At 57.2% G+C, this 15,161-nt stretch carries 14 protein-coding genes; 8 read left to right on the forward strand and 6 right to left on the reverse strand.

What is annotated here, in order from left to right; genetic code table 11:
- Positions 1-309: 309 nt before the first annotated feature.
- The 5 genes from BW950_RS13680 to BW950_RS13700 form a co-directional block, all read right to left on the reverse strand.
- Positions 310-624: a HigA family addiction module antitoxin gene (locus BW950_RS13680; RefSeq protein WP_076489864.1), complete on the reverse strand. Its 315-nt coding sequence runs from the start codon at positions 622-624 to the stop codon at positions 310-312.
- A 9-nt stretch (positions 625-633) separates the two neighbouring features.
- Positions 634-912: a type II toxin-antitoxin system RelE/ParE family toxin gene (locus BW950_RS13685; protein WP_076489865.1), complete on the reverse strand. Its 279-nt coding sequence runs from the start codon at positions 910-912 to the stop codon at positions 634-636.
- Positions 913-1,115: 203 nt separating this feature from the next.
- Positions 1,116-2,417: a hypothetical protein gene (locus BW950_RS13690; protein WP_076489866.1), complete on the reverse strand. Its 1,302-nt coding sequence runs from the start codon at positions 2,415-2,417 to the stop codon at positions 1,116-1,118.
- A 180-nt stretch (positions 2,418-2,597) separates the two neighbouring features.
- Positions 2,598-3,134, reverse strand: a complete 537-nt coding sequence (locus tag BW950_RS13695) for a tyrosine-type recombinase/integrase (RefSeq protein WP_234969128.1) — start codon at positions 3,132-3,134, stop codon at positions 2,598-2,600.
- A 157-nt stretch (positions 3,135-3,291) separates the two neighbouring features.
- Positions 3,292-3,627: an Lcl domain-containing protein gene (locus BW950_RS13700; protein ID WP_076489868.1), complete on the reverse strand. Its 336-nt coding sequence runs from the start codon at positions 3,625-3,627 to the stop codon at positions 3,292-3,294.
- Positions 3,628-3,869: 242 nt separating this feature from the next.
- Between BW950_RS13700 and BW950_RS13705 the strand changes: the two genes are divergently transcribed.
- From BW950_RS13705 to pgmB, 4 genes are read left to right on the forward strand one after another with little or no spacing between them, the layout of a single operon-like run.
- On the forward strand, positions 3,870-5,588 hold the full coding sequence (locus tag BW950_RS13705; RefSeq protein WP_143559262.1) for a hypothetical protein: 1,719 nt from the start codon (positions 3,870-3,872) through the stop codon (positions 5,586-5,588).
- 41 nt (positions 5,589-5,629) lie between these two features.
- Positions 5,630-7,528, forward strand: coding sequence for a hypothetical protein (locus BW950_RS13710; protein WP_143559263.1), 1,899 nt, complete (start codon positions 5,630-5,632; stop codon positions 7,526-7,528).
- Between the two features lie 8 nt (positions 7,529-7,536).
- The gene (locus BW950_RS13715) at positions 7,537-8,892 is read left to right on the forward strand and encodes a glycosyltransferase (protein WP_076489871.1); all 1,356 of its coding nucleotides are present in this window, start codon (positions 7,537-7,539) and stop codon (positions 8,890-8,892) included.
- Positions 8,855-9,532 carry a beta-phosphoglucomutase gene (pgmB, locus tag BW950_RS13720; RefSeq protein ID WP_234969129.1) on the forward strand — a complete coding sequence of 226 codons (678 nt, stop codon included), beginning with the start codon at positions 8,855-8,857 and terminating at the stop codon, positions 9,530-9,532. The genes BW950_RS13715 and pgmB overlap by 38 nt, the downstream gene beginning before the upstream one ends.
- Here pgmB and BW950_RS13725 read toward each other — a convergent pair.
- Positions 9,481-10,527 carry a tRNA dihydrouridine synthase gene (locus tag BW950_RS13725; protein WP_076489873.1) on the reverse strand — a complete coding sequence of 349 codons (1,047 nt, stop codon included), beginning with the start codon at positions 10,525-10,527 and terminating at the stop codon, positions 9,481-9,483. The two genes, pgmB and BW950_RS13725, sit on opposite strands and share 52 nt — an antisense overlap.
- Before the next feature lie 75 nt (positions 10,528-10,602).
- On the opposite strand from BW950_RS13725, the gene BW950_RS13730 reads away from it, so the two are divergent.
- The 4 genes from BW950_RS13730 to BW950_RS13745 all read left to right on the forward strand — a co-directional run.
- Positions 10,603-11,757, forward strand: coding sequence for a response regulator (locus BW950_RS13730; protein ID WP_076489874.1), 1,155 nt, complete (start codon positions 10,603-10,605; stop codon positions 11,755-11,757).
- Complete coding sequence (locus BW950_RS13735) at positions 11,757-13,460, forward strand: ATP-binding protein (RefSeq protein ID WP_076489875.1); 1,704 nt, start codon at positions 11,757-11,759, stop codon at positions 13,458-13,460. Before BW950_RS13730 ends, BW950_RS13735 begins: the two co-directional genes overlap by 1 nt.
- A gap of 353 nt (positions 13,461-13,813) precedes the next feature.
- The gene (locus BW950_RS13740) at positions 13,814-14,524 is read left to right on the forward strand and encodes a glycerophosphodiester phosphodiesterase (protein ID WP_076489876.1); all 711 of its coding nucleotides are present in this window, start codon (positions 13,814-13,816) and stop codon (positions 14,522-14,524) included.
- Positions 14,525-14,624: 100 nt separating this feature from the next.
- The coding region (locus tag BW950_RS13745; RefSeq protein ID WP_076489877.1) for a DUF47 domain-containing protein at positions 14,625-15,161 on the forward strand (537 nt) is incomplete at its 3' end.

The following is a 15,161-nucleotide window of genomic DNA, read 5'->3' on the forward strand; positions in this document are numbered from 1 at the left end:
TTTTCTTCATTCCAGTAGAAGGCCATACACAAAGCATAATTCTCTGTGTGCCTTATGTCAACTAACGACCGGACAAATGCTTCCTCTTATTTTCTTAGCGCCGAAGGCGCCCGTTTAACAGACTATTCATCTGTTTTCTCATGAGCATACAATACTGCATACTTATCCACGACGCCATTGGTTTCTTCTCTTTTAAGTCGAACCACGAATGGTTCCACACTATAACTACGTCTGGCATTACATTTAACGTTCCGCGTGTATACGCCGTTTTAATGGCATATACACGCTGTTAGATGACGTAAGGTCGAGTTATCCTTCCATAATCTGATCATTTGTTTTTGAGATTTCTGGAAATGGAAGAACATCTAATGATTTTTGCTCTGATTTCCATAAATCAAGCTTAGACTGCATATTCAGCCAGCTTTCAGGAGAAGTATTTGTAGCTTTACCAATTCTGATGGCCATATCCGGACTCAGCGAGGCTTTTTCATTAATTAATTCAGATAATGTCTTTCTGGATACTCCAAGGTCGACGGCAGCTTTTGTCACAGATAAGCCTAGAGGAATTAACACATCTTCCTTCAAAAGCAATCCAGGATGTATTGGTTTTCTTTTGGTCATCATAATCAACTCCTAATGATAATCCCTATAATCCACGATGAATGCATCACCTTCTTCAAAATAAAAGGTGACTCGCCAATTGCCATTAACCCAAACAGACCAGATATTTTTCTCTTTTCCCGAAAGCTTATGCAGTTTAAATCCTGGCAAAGCCATATCCTTCACCGTCAGCGAAGCATCAAGACGATCCAGTAGACGAGAGAGTTTGCTGGAGTGGTCAGGAATTATTCCTTTTTTGTTTCCATTCCTGAAGAACTCCTCAAGACCCTTATGTCTAAAAGATTTTATCATATCAATAAATGTAACTCGCAACGTTACAGGTGTCAATATATGATTTGAATGTCATCTAACGTTTCGCGAGTACCCGAAGTTGGCGACCAACGGGAACCAATTTGGGCGGAGCGAAGCGTAGCCGGGTACTCGCTGTTATAGGAAGTGTTTGGCTCCGGCTCGGTTTGTAATCAATCAAAACCGACAAGAACGTGCTTTTTGATTTATGTTGTTTTTTTCTTCACCATCTTTATAAAGTCCTCTTCTTTTTCTTCATCTACTAATGCTTCAAGTATTTTCTTATCGTGGTAATTTTGTGATACCCGGTCTATCAATACATTTCCTAAAGACCTCAGCCTTCTCATTTTACGGGGATGCTCAATTCTGGATCTTAATGTTCTATTGTTTCGTATGGATTCTAAAAAAGAATCGCAAGCACTATCATCAAAATATTGGAACATATCTGGTATGTATAATGCCGCACCATCAGCATAAAAGTCCGTTCTAGAAAATTGTAAAGAATGCCCTATAGTACCAACATATGTTTGAGTTAATGCATTTACATATCTATTCAACAATTCAGACGGGATTATTGATGAGTAACGACTTAATTCCTTTACACAACGATTTTCAACCTCCCAGTTGTCAACGTTTTCTTCAAGTTCCTTGATCAATGGTTCAATTTTGTATTTTCTTGAAAGCAGGCTTAACAAACTCTGAGCATTCACGATCTCAACAAACTGAAAAGCATATTCAATGTTTGTTGAATTGCCTCTTCCAATTTCTGCATCAACTCTTTTCACAACTTTGTTTTTAGTTGATTTTGTTAATACTTTCCAAAGAATTGGTGCACAAAACTCAATGCTTGATCTTAAAACAGTAGAACAATTAGCATCAACATAGGAGGTTAAGAACCTGTGAATCATTTCATCTTTATAAATATCTGGCAGATCACCTAGTGAATTCTCTATTGCCATAGAATTTCTGTCATAATCAGAACTATCCATTAATTCTATGTATTCATCAATATTGATTATTTCCAGAGGATATTCTTCTTTTAAAACATATTTAATGCAATCCTCTAACATGCCTAAGACTTTTATTAATGATGGATTACTACTTCTTGGATGCCCATCAAATATGTGCCGTGTCTCTTTTGAATGCTTTAATACTTTTTGAGCTTCCCAACCTATGACTCCAATTTTATATGCGCCGGTAATTAAATTATCATCATTGACATGATTCTGGAAATCATCATATGTATTGCACTCACGACCGATTGTGCTCTTCATCTCTTTATTAAACAGGGGCAAACTACGATGAATAATTTTATTTCTTAAATCATCGACAACAGCATTCCAAATATTTCCAATCGCACTTCGATATCCTTCAACTTGAAGTACTCTTACAGCTTCCTCAATGTAAGGATTATCTTGTAATTCTGGTCGTATCTCAGATACCTTTTTTGTCACTAATTTAGTAATTTCATTTTCTTCACTTACTGCTAATTCTCTATCATCACTCATTCTTCTCTCTCTTTCAGGCCAAGGTGGCCTGGTAAAAAAATGTTATTAGGAGCCAAACATTTCCTATAACTCCCCAATAAACGAACTCTTGCGTATATATTCCCTTTGGCTCCCTCCGCTATTGCGTGTATCTCGCTTTCTGGTTCTTTTATACGCAATCTTTTGCTCATACGCAGGTTGTCACTCCAGGTCCAGCTCATCCAGGGGGTTTGGGACCCGGGAAATCAGGGTGGTGGAGACGTGGGTGTAAATCTCGGTGGTCTTGGTGCTGGCGTGACCCAGAAGCTCCTGAATAATCCGCAGGTCCGTCCCTTTTTCCAGCAAGTGGGTGGCGTAGCTGTGACGAAGGGTGTGGACCGTGGCGGGCTTGGCAATCCCTGCTGTTTTGCAGGCCCGCTGGAACAGGGCCTGGATGCTCCGCACCGTATACTGGCCACCCTTCTGCCCTTCAAAAAGCCAGGTCTTGGGCTGGTATTCCTGCCGGTATTGTTTCAGCAACTCCCAGAGCCGGGGCGAAAGGGGAACCTGCCGGTCTTTCCTGCCCTTGGCCTGGACAAGGGGTCGCTTTTTTTCCCGCCGGGGGCGCTGCAGATGCTCCCGGCATCTGCTGAGTTCGTCCTCGATCCCTGTAGCTTCCCGGGTGCTGGCTCCATCGGGTGAATCAAGGACACGTTCTGCCAGGGAGCCCAGCCGGTAGAGTTCCTTGTCTTCTGTCACTCGAATGGTGGCTTTCGTATTTTTTGTGCTCCCTATCACAAAACTCCCCGGAAAAGAGTGTAAAACAGGAACCCCTATCTGTCATCAGGAAGATCCCGAATCTTCCATAGGGGCCCCGCCTCTGGCCCGGGAAATCTCTGCCTTGGGCAGACTCTGCCTAAAACGCCCGGATGGGCCTGACCCGGTAGGCGTGGAGTTTTCTGCCGGAGATCTGTCCGCCCAGATCGAAGTTCGTGACCATTGCGCGGTCGGAGGTGCGCTCGGTGGAGCTCCAGTAGCTTTCCCGCAGGAGCCCCCCGATCTGTTGGCGAAAGAGCGTCTCGTAGAGGGCGTGCAACTCCTGGTTTGACGGAAGAAACCAGTCGTCGAAGCCGTTGATCCCGGCCTTCGAGGCCAGATGAGCGGCGTGTTCATCGGAGACTCCGGCGATCAGGGCTGTGTTGGACATCCCCGTGCCAAGATCGTTGCCCGAGGCTCCTGTCTCGTGACCCATGGGCCCCCAGGGTAGGGCGGGGTCTTCCTCACCCCTGTGCCACCCCTGGGGTGCTGCCTCCAGATAGGTCCACTCAAAATTGTTCTCGCGATCGATATAGAAGACAATCCCCCCGGCGGGGCCGGTGTCTCCCAGAGCATAGACCGGGTCTGTCTGATCCGGTTGTAATTGACCAGGAGGCGGAATGCAAGACCGGCGGGGTTGACCCTCCCCGGGGGGTGTATTACAAAACTCTCATACCTATGGAACACCGACGAACGAGACCCTATGCAGTGCTTTTCTTCCTCCTGGGGCTGTGTGCTGTTTCTGTGCCGCTCCAGGCTCATGTCACGTATATGCCCTCGAGCCCCGAGGTGCAGGCCCTGGCCGATCTCTACAGCCAGGCGGGGATGGTCTTCCCCTCGGCCTCTTTTCCTCTGGCAAAGCGGGATCTGGTGCGCTTTGCTCTGGAGCTGGAGGACGCCCGGCCCCGCATGACGGGCCAGGTGGGGGAGTTTCTGGAACTGGTCGATTTCCGGCCCGGCGAGGTCACCATCGGGGCGATCCTGGACATCGATTTCGAGAGCTACCTGCGCTCCTCCGGGGCCCAGTGGATCAACGCCGACAAGGACGACGAGGATTTCGGCGGCAAGGATACCCTGGATTTTTACCGGCGCTATCTGGCGATGCCCGATTTCCTCTCCCTGGCGGTCCACGGTGAGGAGGACGACACGGGAGGCGTCTATATCCGCGCGGGCGTGCGCCGCCGCTACGAGCGGGGCGAGCTGCTGGATACAAACTTTCTGGAGTTTCACCCGGACCGGCTGGTGCGGGCCGACAACTATTTTATCCGCCGGGGCTACTGGTACCATTATCTGGGGGACCTGGACGTAACCCTGGGGCGCAACGCCCTGCACCTGGGTGCCCCGGGGCACTCCACCTTTATGGCCTCGGACCGGTTGCCCCACGTGGACGCGCTCTCCATGCGCTACCGCCTGGGGCCCTTCCAGATCACCTCCATCTCGGCAACCCTGGACAACCGCCGGGCCCAGGGGGAGCTCGACACGTCTGCCGGGGGGGTCGATACTGGCAATGATGGTTGGGCCGGCGGCCTCGAGCCCAACACCGAGGGAACGTGGCCCGGGGAACGCCTGGGGTTTGGCCAGAGCATTATCTACTACGGGGTTCACCGTCTGGACTATACCCGGGAGCGGGTCCGTCTGGGCGTGGCCTCCCAGCAGTTTGTGGCCCGCGAGAACAACGCCTTTCACCTGGGGGATGTCTTCCCCGTTTTTTCCTGGCACAACACCGATGTGGGGCCTCACAACATGAGCCTCATCATGGATATCTCCTGGGCCGTGCGGCCCGGGGTGGAGCTCCATTTTCAGGCAGGCTATAACGATATCGACGCCGAGGAGCTGGCGGGGATCCCCGACGACCCGATCCCCACGATCGACGCCTATCTGGGAGCGGTCTCCTGGAACCTGCCCTGGGGGGAACGGCGCTTTCGGGGAACGGGCGAGGTGGGCTACACCCACTTTCTCTGGGGAAACTTCTATGATTACAACGAGGATAAGGGAAACTACCTGGCCCGGGGGGTCTACCGGTTCCGCACCCACGGGGTCTATATGATGCCCATGACCTCACCCTACGGCCCGGGAGTCACCTGGACCAGATGGAATATGGAGCTGGCCGGCTTTGGCCGGGCAGCCCTGGGGCTGGATGTGGAGATCCTCTCCCGAAAGGATCCGGAACTGGTCAACCTGGTTGATACCGTGTATGATCCAAAAGATAGTGACTACTCGGTCTACGAGGACGCCTCACGGGAATTGATCTGGCGGGTTGCGCCCCGTGTGACCTATACTCACCCCAGGTGGGGGTCGTTTTTTCTGGAGCCCTCCCTCCATGGCTGGGAGGACGATGTCTGGGCGGAGCTTACCCTGGGCGGGTCACGATCCCTGCGCTACCGGGGCAATCCCTGAAGAAGGCCGCCCGGTGAAGGCTAAAGCGAGGTAAGCAAAGAATGAACTCATGTGCGTACAGACTGATGGGCCGCCTGGTTGTTCCGGCGGCTTTTCTGATGGTTCTGGTGGCGGGGCCTCTCCTGGCTGCGGAGCCCGATGGGGCGGCTGCGGATCCCCGGGAGGTTCCGGCGGCGGGGCCGGATATGGAGGCCCTTCTGGGCTCCCACGGCCGGTTCAGTTCGCCCACGGACGATACCCTGGCCCTGGAGTTTCTCTTTTCCCTCACGGGGCAGCGCCAGTACGATCTGCTCCGGGGCTACGATGGGAAGGGGTATAGTCGGGATGATGATAAATACAGCGAAACTTCCCGCCCCCTGCGGGGCCAGCGGAGCGTCCAGAGCGTCTACGAATCCACCGAGGCGATCCTGGACTACCGTTCGCGTCACTTCAACCTCTTTGTGGACTGGGCCCTGATCGGCGACCGTCGCTACGATCCCTCGGAGCCCTACATGCGGGACCGCTACTTTTATATCCGCGACGCCCACGTGGAGGTGGACTACCAGCCCTTTACCCTCAAGATGGGGCGCACCACCCAGCAGGACGTGGTGGATACCCCCTATTCGCTCTTTGTGAACTCCAACCCCATCCCGGCGCTCCAGATGGAGACCTCCTACAAGGGGGATTTCTTCTTCTATACCAGCCGGTGGGTGGGGCTCAACCGCAGCTCCGACAAGACCTATTTTGGCTCCGAGCCCGGGGTGGCTCCCTTTGGCGTATACAACAATGACAACCCCCAGATTGTGCCCGGCACGGGGGCCCGGTACGATCAGGTTTATCCCGACGGGGTCCCCTGGGCGGACCGGGGGGCCAACTTCAAGGTCTACGGCCTGAACCTGGAACAGGGCTGGCGGTTCGGCCTCCAAGAGGGGGCGGTCTATACCAACAGTTTCTTTAACCCCGAGTTCTTTCTGAGCCCCATGCCCATGTACTTCACCCAGATCATCATGGATGGGGGCAACAAGCCCTGGGGAGAGTTTGCCAACAGCAAGCACGTGATGGGCTTCTTTCTGGACCGGACAACCCCCGATGGCTATTTCACGGCCCAGATTCTGGTGGACGATATCAACGGAAGCTCCATTCCCGGGATCGATGTGGATTTTCAGAACCGCCTGGCCTGGTCCCTGGGGGGCTACCGGCAGTTCGATTTTGGCCAGGTGGGGCTCTATTACGCCGGTGCCACCAAGTATGCTTTCTCGGCCACCAGCACCCCCGGAGATGATGTCTACGATGGCCTGGAGGTGGGGAACTATTCCGGCGCCGACGAGACGCCCCTCTACTACAGCCGCAGGCCCTATCCCTTTACCTATTTCCCCGCCGTGGAATACCCCGTGGACGGGGGGCGGCGCATGCCCATCGACTACCGCCAGAACTACCTGGGCTACGCCCACGGCGAGAACAACATGGCGATCAAGATGGACTACACCAACACCTTCTTTGTCGATGAACCGCGCGAGACGGGGTTCTACGCCTCGCTGGAGTGGGTCCTGAACGGGGCCAAGAGCCCGGCCAACCCCTGGCACGAGGAGTACACCTACAAGGATATCTCCGATTCCACCCACTTTCTCCGGGACGATCTGGAGCACCAGCTTCTCTTCCGGGCCCGGGTGGAGCGGCCCGTGACGATCTTCGGCACGCCCTTCACGGTCTTTGCCGACGGCGAGCTGGGATTTATCTTCAACGCCATGCGCCTGGAGCCGCCCTTCGACGACGACGATCCCCGGCGCTGGATATGGGGTGATGAGAATGGGGACTTTAAGCCTCCGACCGGAGGTCATGATGAAGTCAAACTCATCGACCGCAACCGGGCCGAGCCCTGGATCTACCGGCCCCAGATGGGGACCAACGAGGTGATCTATTACCTCACCGTGGGGATCACCTACCGCTGGCAGATGAAGTAGGGCAGGCGGTGGCGCACAGAGGCCTGAAGATTGCCCTGGTCTTCGAGATCTTCCACCCCGTGGTGAACGGTATTATCACCTCGGGGCAAAACCTGGCGGAGAACCTCCGGGCTCTGGGCCATGAGGTGATCTTTCTGGTGCCCGACACGGGGGAGTTCCGCGAGCCCACCCTGGGGGGCGTGGCGGTATACCGGATTCCGAGCCTGCCCTGCAGGAGTTATCCGGGGATGCGCTATGTTCTGCCCTGGAACCGCGCCGTGGGGGAGATCCTCACCCGGGAGGGGGTCCAGGTTCTGCATATTACCGGCCCCTGGTTTCTCACCATGGCGGCTGTGCGGGCCGCCCGAAACCGGGGGATCCCCGTGGTTCATACCTTTCATACCATGGTTCACGAGGCGGATTATCTGCTCTATATGGTGCGGTTCCGCAGGCTGGTGCCTCTGGTGCGGCGTCTGGGCTGGCGTTTCTACGGCTGGTACATAGCCCGCTGTGCCGCTCATACTGCCCCCAGTGCGCTGGCCTGCCGGGTGCTGACGCGGCAGTTTCCCTGTTCCCGGCCCCGGCAGATCTCCAACGGGGTGGATACGGCGCTTTTCCGGCGGGAGGCGCCCTCTCTGGAGGAGCTGCGCCGCCGCTACCCCTGGTTTACGGACCGGACGGTGCTCTTTGTGGGGCGCCTGGGCCGGGAAAAATCCCTGGATGTCCTGATCAGGGCGGCGGCAATCCTGCGGGGCCGGCCCGGCCTTGAGCGGTTTCGCCTGGCCCTGGTGGGGGACGGCCCCTCCCGGGATAGCTATCGCGGTCTGGTGCGCTCCCTGAACCTGGAGGGGTGCGTTCATTTCCCGGGATACCTTCCCCATGGGGATCTCCTCGCAAGCGGTCTTCTGCACCGGGCCAGGGTCTTCGCCACGGCCAGCACCACCGAAAACCAGCCTATGACGGTGATCGAGGCGATCTGTTGCGGAGTTCCCGTGGTGGTTCCCGATGTGGCGGGTATCAGGGAGCTGGTGGGGGAGAACGGCCTGGGGGTTGCTCCGGGGGATCCCCGGGCCTTTGCCGAGGCTCTGGAGGCGCTTTGTACCGGCGATGATCTCCACAGGGGGGCCTCGCGGGCAGCCCTGGCGATGGCCCGGCGGTTCGACGGCGCTGCCGTGGCCCGGCAGATGCTGGATCTCTACCAGGAGGTTCTGCGGAGGGAGTCCGGCCGTGCCCCGAAGCGTTGCCGTGCCCCGAGGGGTCGTCTTGCGCTGGGGGGGCGTCTTGCGCTGAGGGGTCGTCTTGCCCCGGAGCGGTCTGGCCGTTACACTTTCCGGTATGACGAAAAAAATGACGACAAAAGTGACGATAGAAGCTGTAATTTTTGATCTTGACGGCGTGGTGGTCTATACCGACGAGTATCACTCCCGGGGGTGGCGGCGTCTCTGCGATGACCAGGGCTGGCGTTTTCCCGAAGAGGTGAGCGATCAGTTGCGGGGGGTCTCCCGCATGGAGTCGCTCCAGATTATCCTTGATTCCAACGGGGTGAGCGCCACGGGGGAAGAGAAAGAGGAGATGGCCCACCGCAAGAACGAGTACTACAAGACCTACCTCCAGGAGGTGGACGAGAGTGCCCTGGTGCCGGGAGCGGTGGATTGTATCCGGGAGCTGCGACGCCGGGGCGTTCTGATCGGCCTTGGCAGTGCCAGCAAGAATGCTCTTACGGTGTTGCGGGGGCTGGGAATAGAAGAGCTCTTTGATCAGGCCGTGACGGGGCTGGATATTACCAGATCAAAGCCGGATCCCCAGGTGTTTACCCTGGGAGGCCAGCGGCTGGGTGTTTCTCCCGAGCGGTGCGCGGTTTTTGAGGACGCCGTGAGCGGTGTCGAGGCTGCCAACGCAGCAGGGATGATCTCTGTGGGTTTTGGGCCAACCCAGGGGCTGGACCAGGCCGGGGCTGACCTTCTGGTGCCTGACTACGCCTGGCTGGATATCGATGCCTTTCTGGCGGGAACGCTCTGGTCCTGAGGCTCTGCCTGACAGGCCTCTTCGAGAAGCTCTGTGACTGCGGCGGGGCTTCCCAGGGTGTAGAGGCGGCGCAGGAGGGCTGTTTCCCGGGGTGAGTGGGGCAGAAAGTAGTTGCGGAAAAACTTCTTGAGCACCTCGAAGGAGCGTTTCCCCTGCCATTCCTGCTGGTAGGCCTGGATGTGTTCCACCAGATACCCCACCCGTTCCTGCAGGGGGAGGTCCTCCCAGGGCGGCGGCGGGGTGGGGGAGTTTCGGGCAAAGAGGAGGGGGTCAAAGAAGATCCCCCGGCCGATCATCACCCCGTCCACGCCGGTTTGCTCGGTCAGGCGCAGGGCGTGGTCCAGGGAGCAGACATCACCGTTGCCAATTACCGCTGCCCGGGAGCCCAGGGAATCGCGGATCTCCACGGTCCGGCGAATCTCCCGCCAGTCGGCCCATCCATCGTACATCTCGTCGGCCACGCGGCCGTGCAGCACCAGAGCATCGATCCCCTGATCCAGGAGAAACCGGCACCACCGGTCTGTCTCGGCGATGGTGATGCCCGTGCGGGTCTTTACACTTATGGGCAGGGAGGTTCCCCGGCGGCAGGCGGCGATCAGCTCCGCTGCCAGGGAGGGGGTGCCGATCAGGGCTGAACAGGCCCCCGATTTCCGCACTTTCCAGGCGGGGCATCCCATGTTGATGTCGATTCCGGCAAAGCCCATCGCCTCGAGGGCGGCGGCCCCTTCCTCAAATTCCGCCGGGTTTGTTCCCCAGACCTGAACCACCAGGGGGGCTTCCTCGGGGGTGGATCGCAGGCGTCCGTCGGGCTTTTCCGGGGTGGAGCGGATTGCCGAGTCTATCCGGGTGAACTCCGTGAAGAGAACCGAGGGGCCAGGGGCTCCCCAGCGGTGAGCCCAGGAGCGGACCAGCCGACGGAAAACGGTGTCGGTCACGTCTTCCATGGGGGCCAGAGTAAAGATTGGTCGGGGAAGGTCCTGCCAAAGCGTTGTCATGGGCGGTATCATACGGAAAAGCCTTGTCTTATCCAATGGGACGACCCACAATAGATAGGAGAGAAAGGGTGGTTCATGGGACGATACGTGCTTCTGGTAGACGACGAGCAGGGAATTCTTTCAGCCCTGAAACGGGAATTGCGCCCCTGGGCAAGGGATCGGGATCTGGAGATAGCCACGGCATCAAGCGCCGAGGAGGCGCAGCGCTTTCTGGCAAATAACTATCTTGATGTGGTGATAGTTCTTTCGGATCAGCGTATGCCCGGAACAAAGGGGCACGAGCTTCTGGCGTTGTGCGAGCAGCGCTACCCCGAGATCATGCGTCTCATGCTTACGGGGTATACCGATATCAAGGATATTACCAGCGCGATTCGCAGCGGGATAAACAGCTTCATCCTCAAGCCCTGGGATCACGAGGACCTGATCTACGAACTGACCAAGGCCTATAATCTCTTCGAGATGCACCAGCGAAACCGGGAGTATCACCGGACGGTGAAAAACGAGCTTGCCCTGGCGGCGGTTTTGCGGGGCGAGACTGCCCGGGGCGGGGATTACAACCACGGCTGGTGTGATGTGGGCTGCCGCCATGTGCCCTCGCCGGAGCAGACCTCGCGGGGGGTGGATCTCTTTCAGCAGGTTCCTATCGGCAAGGAGTTTCTCCTGATCCTGGCGGCCCATCTGGATTGCGATGGCGTCCGGGGTTCCATGATCGGGGCAACCATGGTGCTGCGGGTCCTTCATACCGTGCTGGACCGCCAGGATTGCAGCGGTCTCGATGTGGCGATTCTGGCAGCAGAGCTTTCCTCGGTGATGGGGGCCGTCTCCCGGGAGATCCCCAGCGTGATTATCCGCTATACCGTGGGGATCCTCGATAACAAGGGTCCGGTTTTTCGCTACGCCGGCAACGGCTACCCTCCTTTTGTGGTGGTCCGCCGGGACGACTACGGCGAGATCGAGACGGTGCCGGAACACCCCGGCCGGGTTCGGTCGGTGCAGATCGAAGAGGGTGATCTTCTTGCTGTGGCTTCGCCGGGGCTTCTGGAAAGTCTCGCCTCGCCGGAGGATCTCAACGCTCCCCGGGTGCTGGCCAAGCATGTGCGCGATACCGGGCAGGAACCCTCCCTCAGTAGACGGGCCGAGCTGGTGCTGGCAGCGGGCTCTCCGGGAGAACTTACGGACAAAACGCTTCTGCTGGTTCAGACCGGCGGGGCAGGAGAGGCTCACTGCTGATGGACCGGGCCGGTGGTGTGGAGGATCTGGAGCGCCTTGCTCTGGCGGCACAGCTTCTTCCTGATCCTCTGCTGGTTCGCTCCGGCCAGGGAGTCATTCTGGGGTGCAACGATGCCTTTGCCCGGCTGTGCGGTGCCCGGCCTGGCGATCTTCAGGGAAAACCCTGGCGGGAGGCGCTCCCCTCGGGGATCATTCGGGCCTTCTCCCGGGCCGATCGTCACGGCGCGGTGGTGCTCTTCATGCTTTCCGTGTCCGACAGGGAGGGTCGAAAGCATAACTACGCCCTGCGTCAGGTTCGCCACGAAGCGGAGGGGCAGATTTTGGGGTGGGTCTCGGTGGCTCGGGACGTAACCCGTTACAGCCGGGACACCGAGACTATGCAGCTCCTGCAGATCGCCGAGGCCTTTGTGAGCCGCAGCTACCAGGATCTCCAAAAATCCTTTGCTCCCACCATGGAGCGCTTGGCCCGGGCCATGGGAGCTCGGGGAAGCTTTGTTTTTCAGATTCATCGGGAGCGGCGGGTCTTGCGGCTGCTCTGCCAATGGTGGCAGGAGGGGCTGCGAAACCATCCGGTTCCAGAGGAGCAGCCTCTGAAATCGGCCTGGTGGGAGGATGTGCGGGAGAAAGGAGCGCCGCTCCTGGGCTATCCCCTGAAGTCCCTCCTCCCCGGTGGAACCGGAGAAGCTGGCGAAGCCGGATCGATCTATCCTGTCTACGCCCAGAAAGAGATCCTGGGGGTTCTGGTGCTGGTGGAGCCCCGGAGTCAGGAGGGACACCTGCCGGAGCTGGTGGCAACGCTTCTGGCGGGGGTGATTGTCCGCCGGGACATAGAAAAGCTCCTCAATGCCTATTCGGCCGATCTGGAAAAGCGCGTTCAGGAACGCACCAGCGATCTCAACGTGGCCTACGAGACCCTCAAGCAGACCCAGGTCCAGCTTGTCCAGGCCGACAAGATGGCCTCGATCGGCCAGCTTGCGGCGGGAATCGCCCACGAGATCAATAACCCTATCGGGTTTATCAAGAGCAACGCCTCCACCCTGGTGCAGCACTGCCGTCTGGTGGCGCAGCTGGCTCGCCAGGAGGAGCCCCCTCCTGCCGGGGACGAGCTGGGGGAGGTGCTCCAGGAGATTCAGGAGATGGCCGGCGATATCCAGGAGGGAACCCGCCGGGTTGAGGACATCGTGGGAAACCTGCGGACCTTTGCCCGCATGGAGGACGGCCACCAGGCGATCGCCCAGCTTAACGAGCTGATCGAGACCAGCCTGCGGGTGATCAACAACGAGCTCAAGTACAAGGTTACGGTCCATCGCGATTACGGAGACCTGCCGGAGATTCCCTGCCGCCCCGATCGGTTAAACCAGGTCTTTGTGAACCTCCTGGTAAACGCGGCCCAGGCAATTGAAGATCAGGGAGATATCTGGATTACCACGGGGCTGGACGAGGATCAGGTGATGATCCAGATCTCCGATAACGGCCCGGGGATTCCCCCGGAGCACCAGTCGCGCATTTTTGACCCCTTCTTTACCACAAAGGACGTGGGAAAAGGCACGGGCCTGGGGCTCTCTATCGTGTGGGACATTATCCGTTCCCACAGGGGGACAATTGTTCTGGAAAGCGCTCCGGGCCAGGGAGCGTCCTTCACGATCAGTTTGCCCGTTCATAACGAAGGGCTTTCTGTGGAAGAGGTGATGAGGGACTTCTGATGGCGTGGAAAAATGTTCATGGTGCGGAAAATTTTGTTTGCCCCATGGTGATATCCGTGATACAATCCCCTTCTCGTTTGAGGGAATTGGGTGGCTCCGTTGTGTCTGCGGTGCTTCCTGCGGGTCTTTTCAGGACAACCTATCCTTCCACATTGGGATGCCTGGTGGAGCGTGGCCTTTCGGGAGATTTTCCGGAGGGCCGGTAACGGTTTGTCTGTTAAGAATTCATTGTCTTATAGTCAGACTTTTTCGGGCAGGCTTTTTCCTGCCGGATTTTTCAGTCGGGCTGTCTTTTTCATTACAGTACAATCGGGACATTTCCTGCGGGAAAGGACCGAGGAAGGAGAATCACGATGCGTATTATCGCTCATCGGGGAGCATCGGGGTATGCTCCGGAAAACACGTTGCCCGCCATGGAACGGGCAATTCAACAGAACGCCCAGGGTCTCGAGCTGGACGTACAGCTCACTGCCGACGGCCAGGTTGTGGTAATCCACGACTGGACCCTGGACCGGACCACCTCCGGAACCGGCGCGGTGAAGGATCTCTCCCTGAAAGAGATCCAGGCCCACGACGCGGGAAGCTGGAAGGATAGCTCCTTTGCGGGGACCCGGGTGCCCACGCTTCAGGAGGTGATCGATCTCATTCCTGATACGTTGTTGCTGAACGTGGAGATCAAGATCCAGGCCTTCGACCGGCGTGATATTGAGACGCCCGTGGTGGACATCCTGAAGAAGAACAACCGCCTGGAGCACACCGTGATCTCCTCGTTTAACCACGAGTGTCTGAGCAAGGTTCACCAGCTGGATAAAACGGTGAAGCTGGGCTGTCTCTATGAGGCAAACCTGATGAATCCCCTGGAGTATTTCGAGCAGATGGGGGTGGAATTCTACAGTGTTCACCTGGATCACGATTACGTGAGCGCCCCCATTGTGGATCTCTTTCATGCCCAGGGGTTGCAGGTTTATTCCTGGACGGTGAACACCAGGGAAACGGCCCAGGCCCTGCAGGGGATGGGGATCGACGGGGTTATTACCAACTACCCCGACATGCTGGACGGTTGAGAACGATTCAGCCCGGGCGTGTCAGTCGAAATTGAAACGGCCCCGGGCGGAGAAGCTCCAAAAAATAAAGAGAATAGAAAAAGGAAAGGATAGAGTACCTATGGGAATCAAGGAAGGAATGAACAGGATGTTTTCGTCCCGGGCGAAAACACTGGAGCTGGAGATAGAGCAGTACCTGAGTCTCATAGACCAGAGCGCACTCCTGCTCAAGGAGGCGGTGAACAAGTATCTGGACGGAGAGTTCGAGTTTTTCGAGAAGAAGTCTTCCGAGGTCGATCGGGTCGAACGCGACGCCGACGAGCTGCGGCGCCAGATCACGCACCGGCTTTACGCGGAGATGCTCATCCCCGATTCCCGGGGAGATGTCCTGGGACTTCTGGAGACGATCGATAACGTGGCCGACGTGGCAAAGCGGGTGGCTGCCCATTTCAGCATCGAGAAGCCCGAGATCTATCCCTTCCTGAAGGATGACTTCCGGGAGCTCACCGATATCAGCATCAAGGCTGTGCAGGAACTCACCCTGGCGGTGCGGGCCTTCTTTTGCGAGCTCTACCGCGTGACGGAGCATCTGGATAAGGTCCACTTCTGGGAGCACCAGGCCGACGAGGTGGAGGACCGGCTCAAGCGCAAGGCCTTC

The sequence above is a fragment of the Alkalispirochaeta americana genome, from assembly GCF_900156105.1.
GTDB classification, from domain to species: Bacteria; Spirochaetota; Spirochaetia; order DSM-27196; family Alkalispirochaetaceae; genus Alkalispirochaeta; species Alkalispirochaeta americana.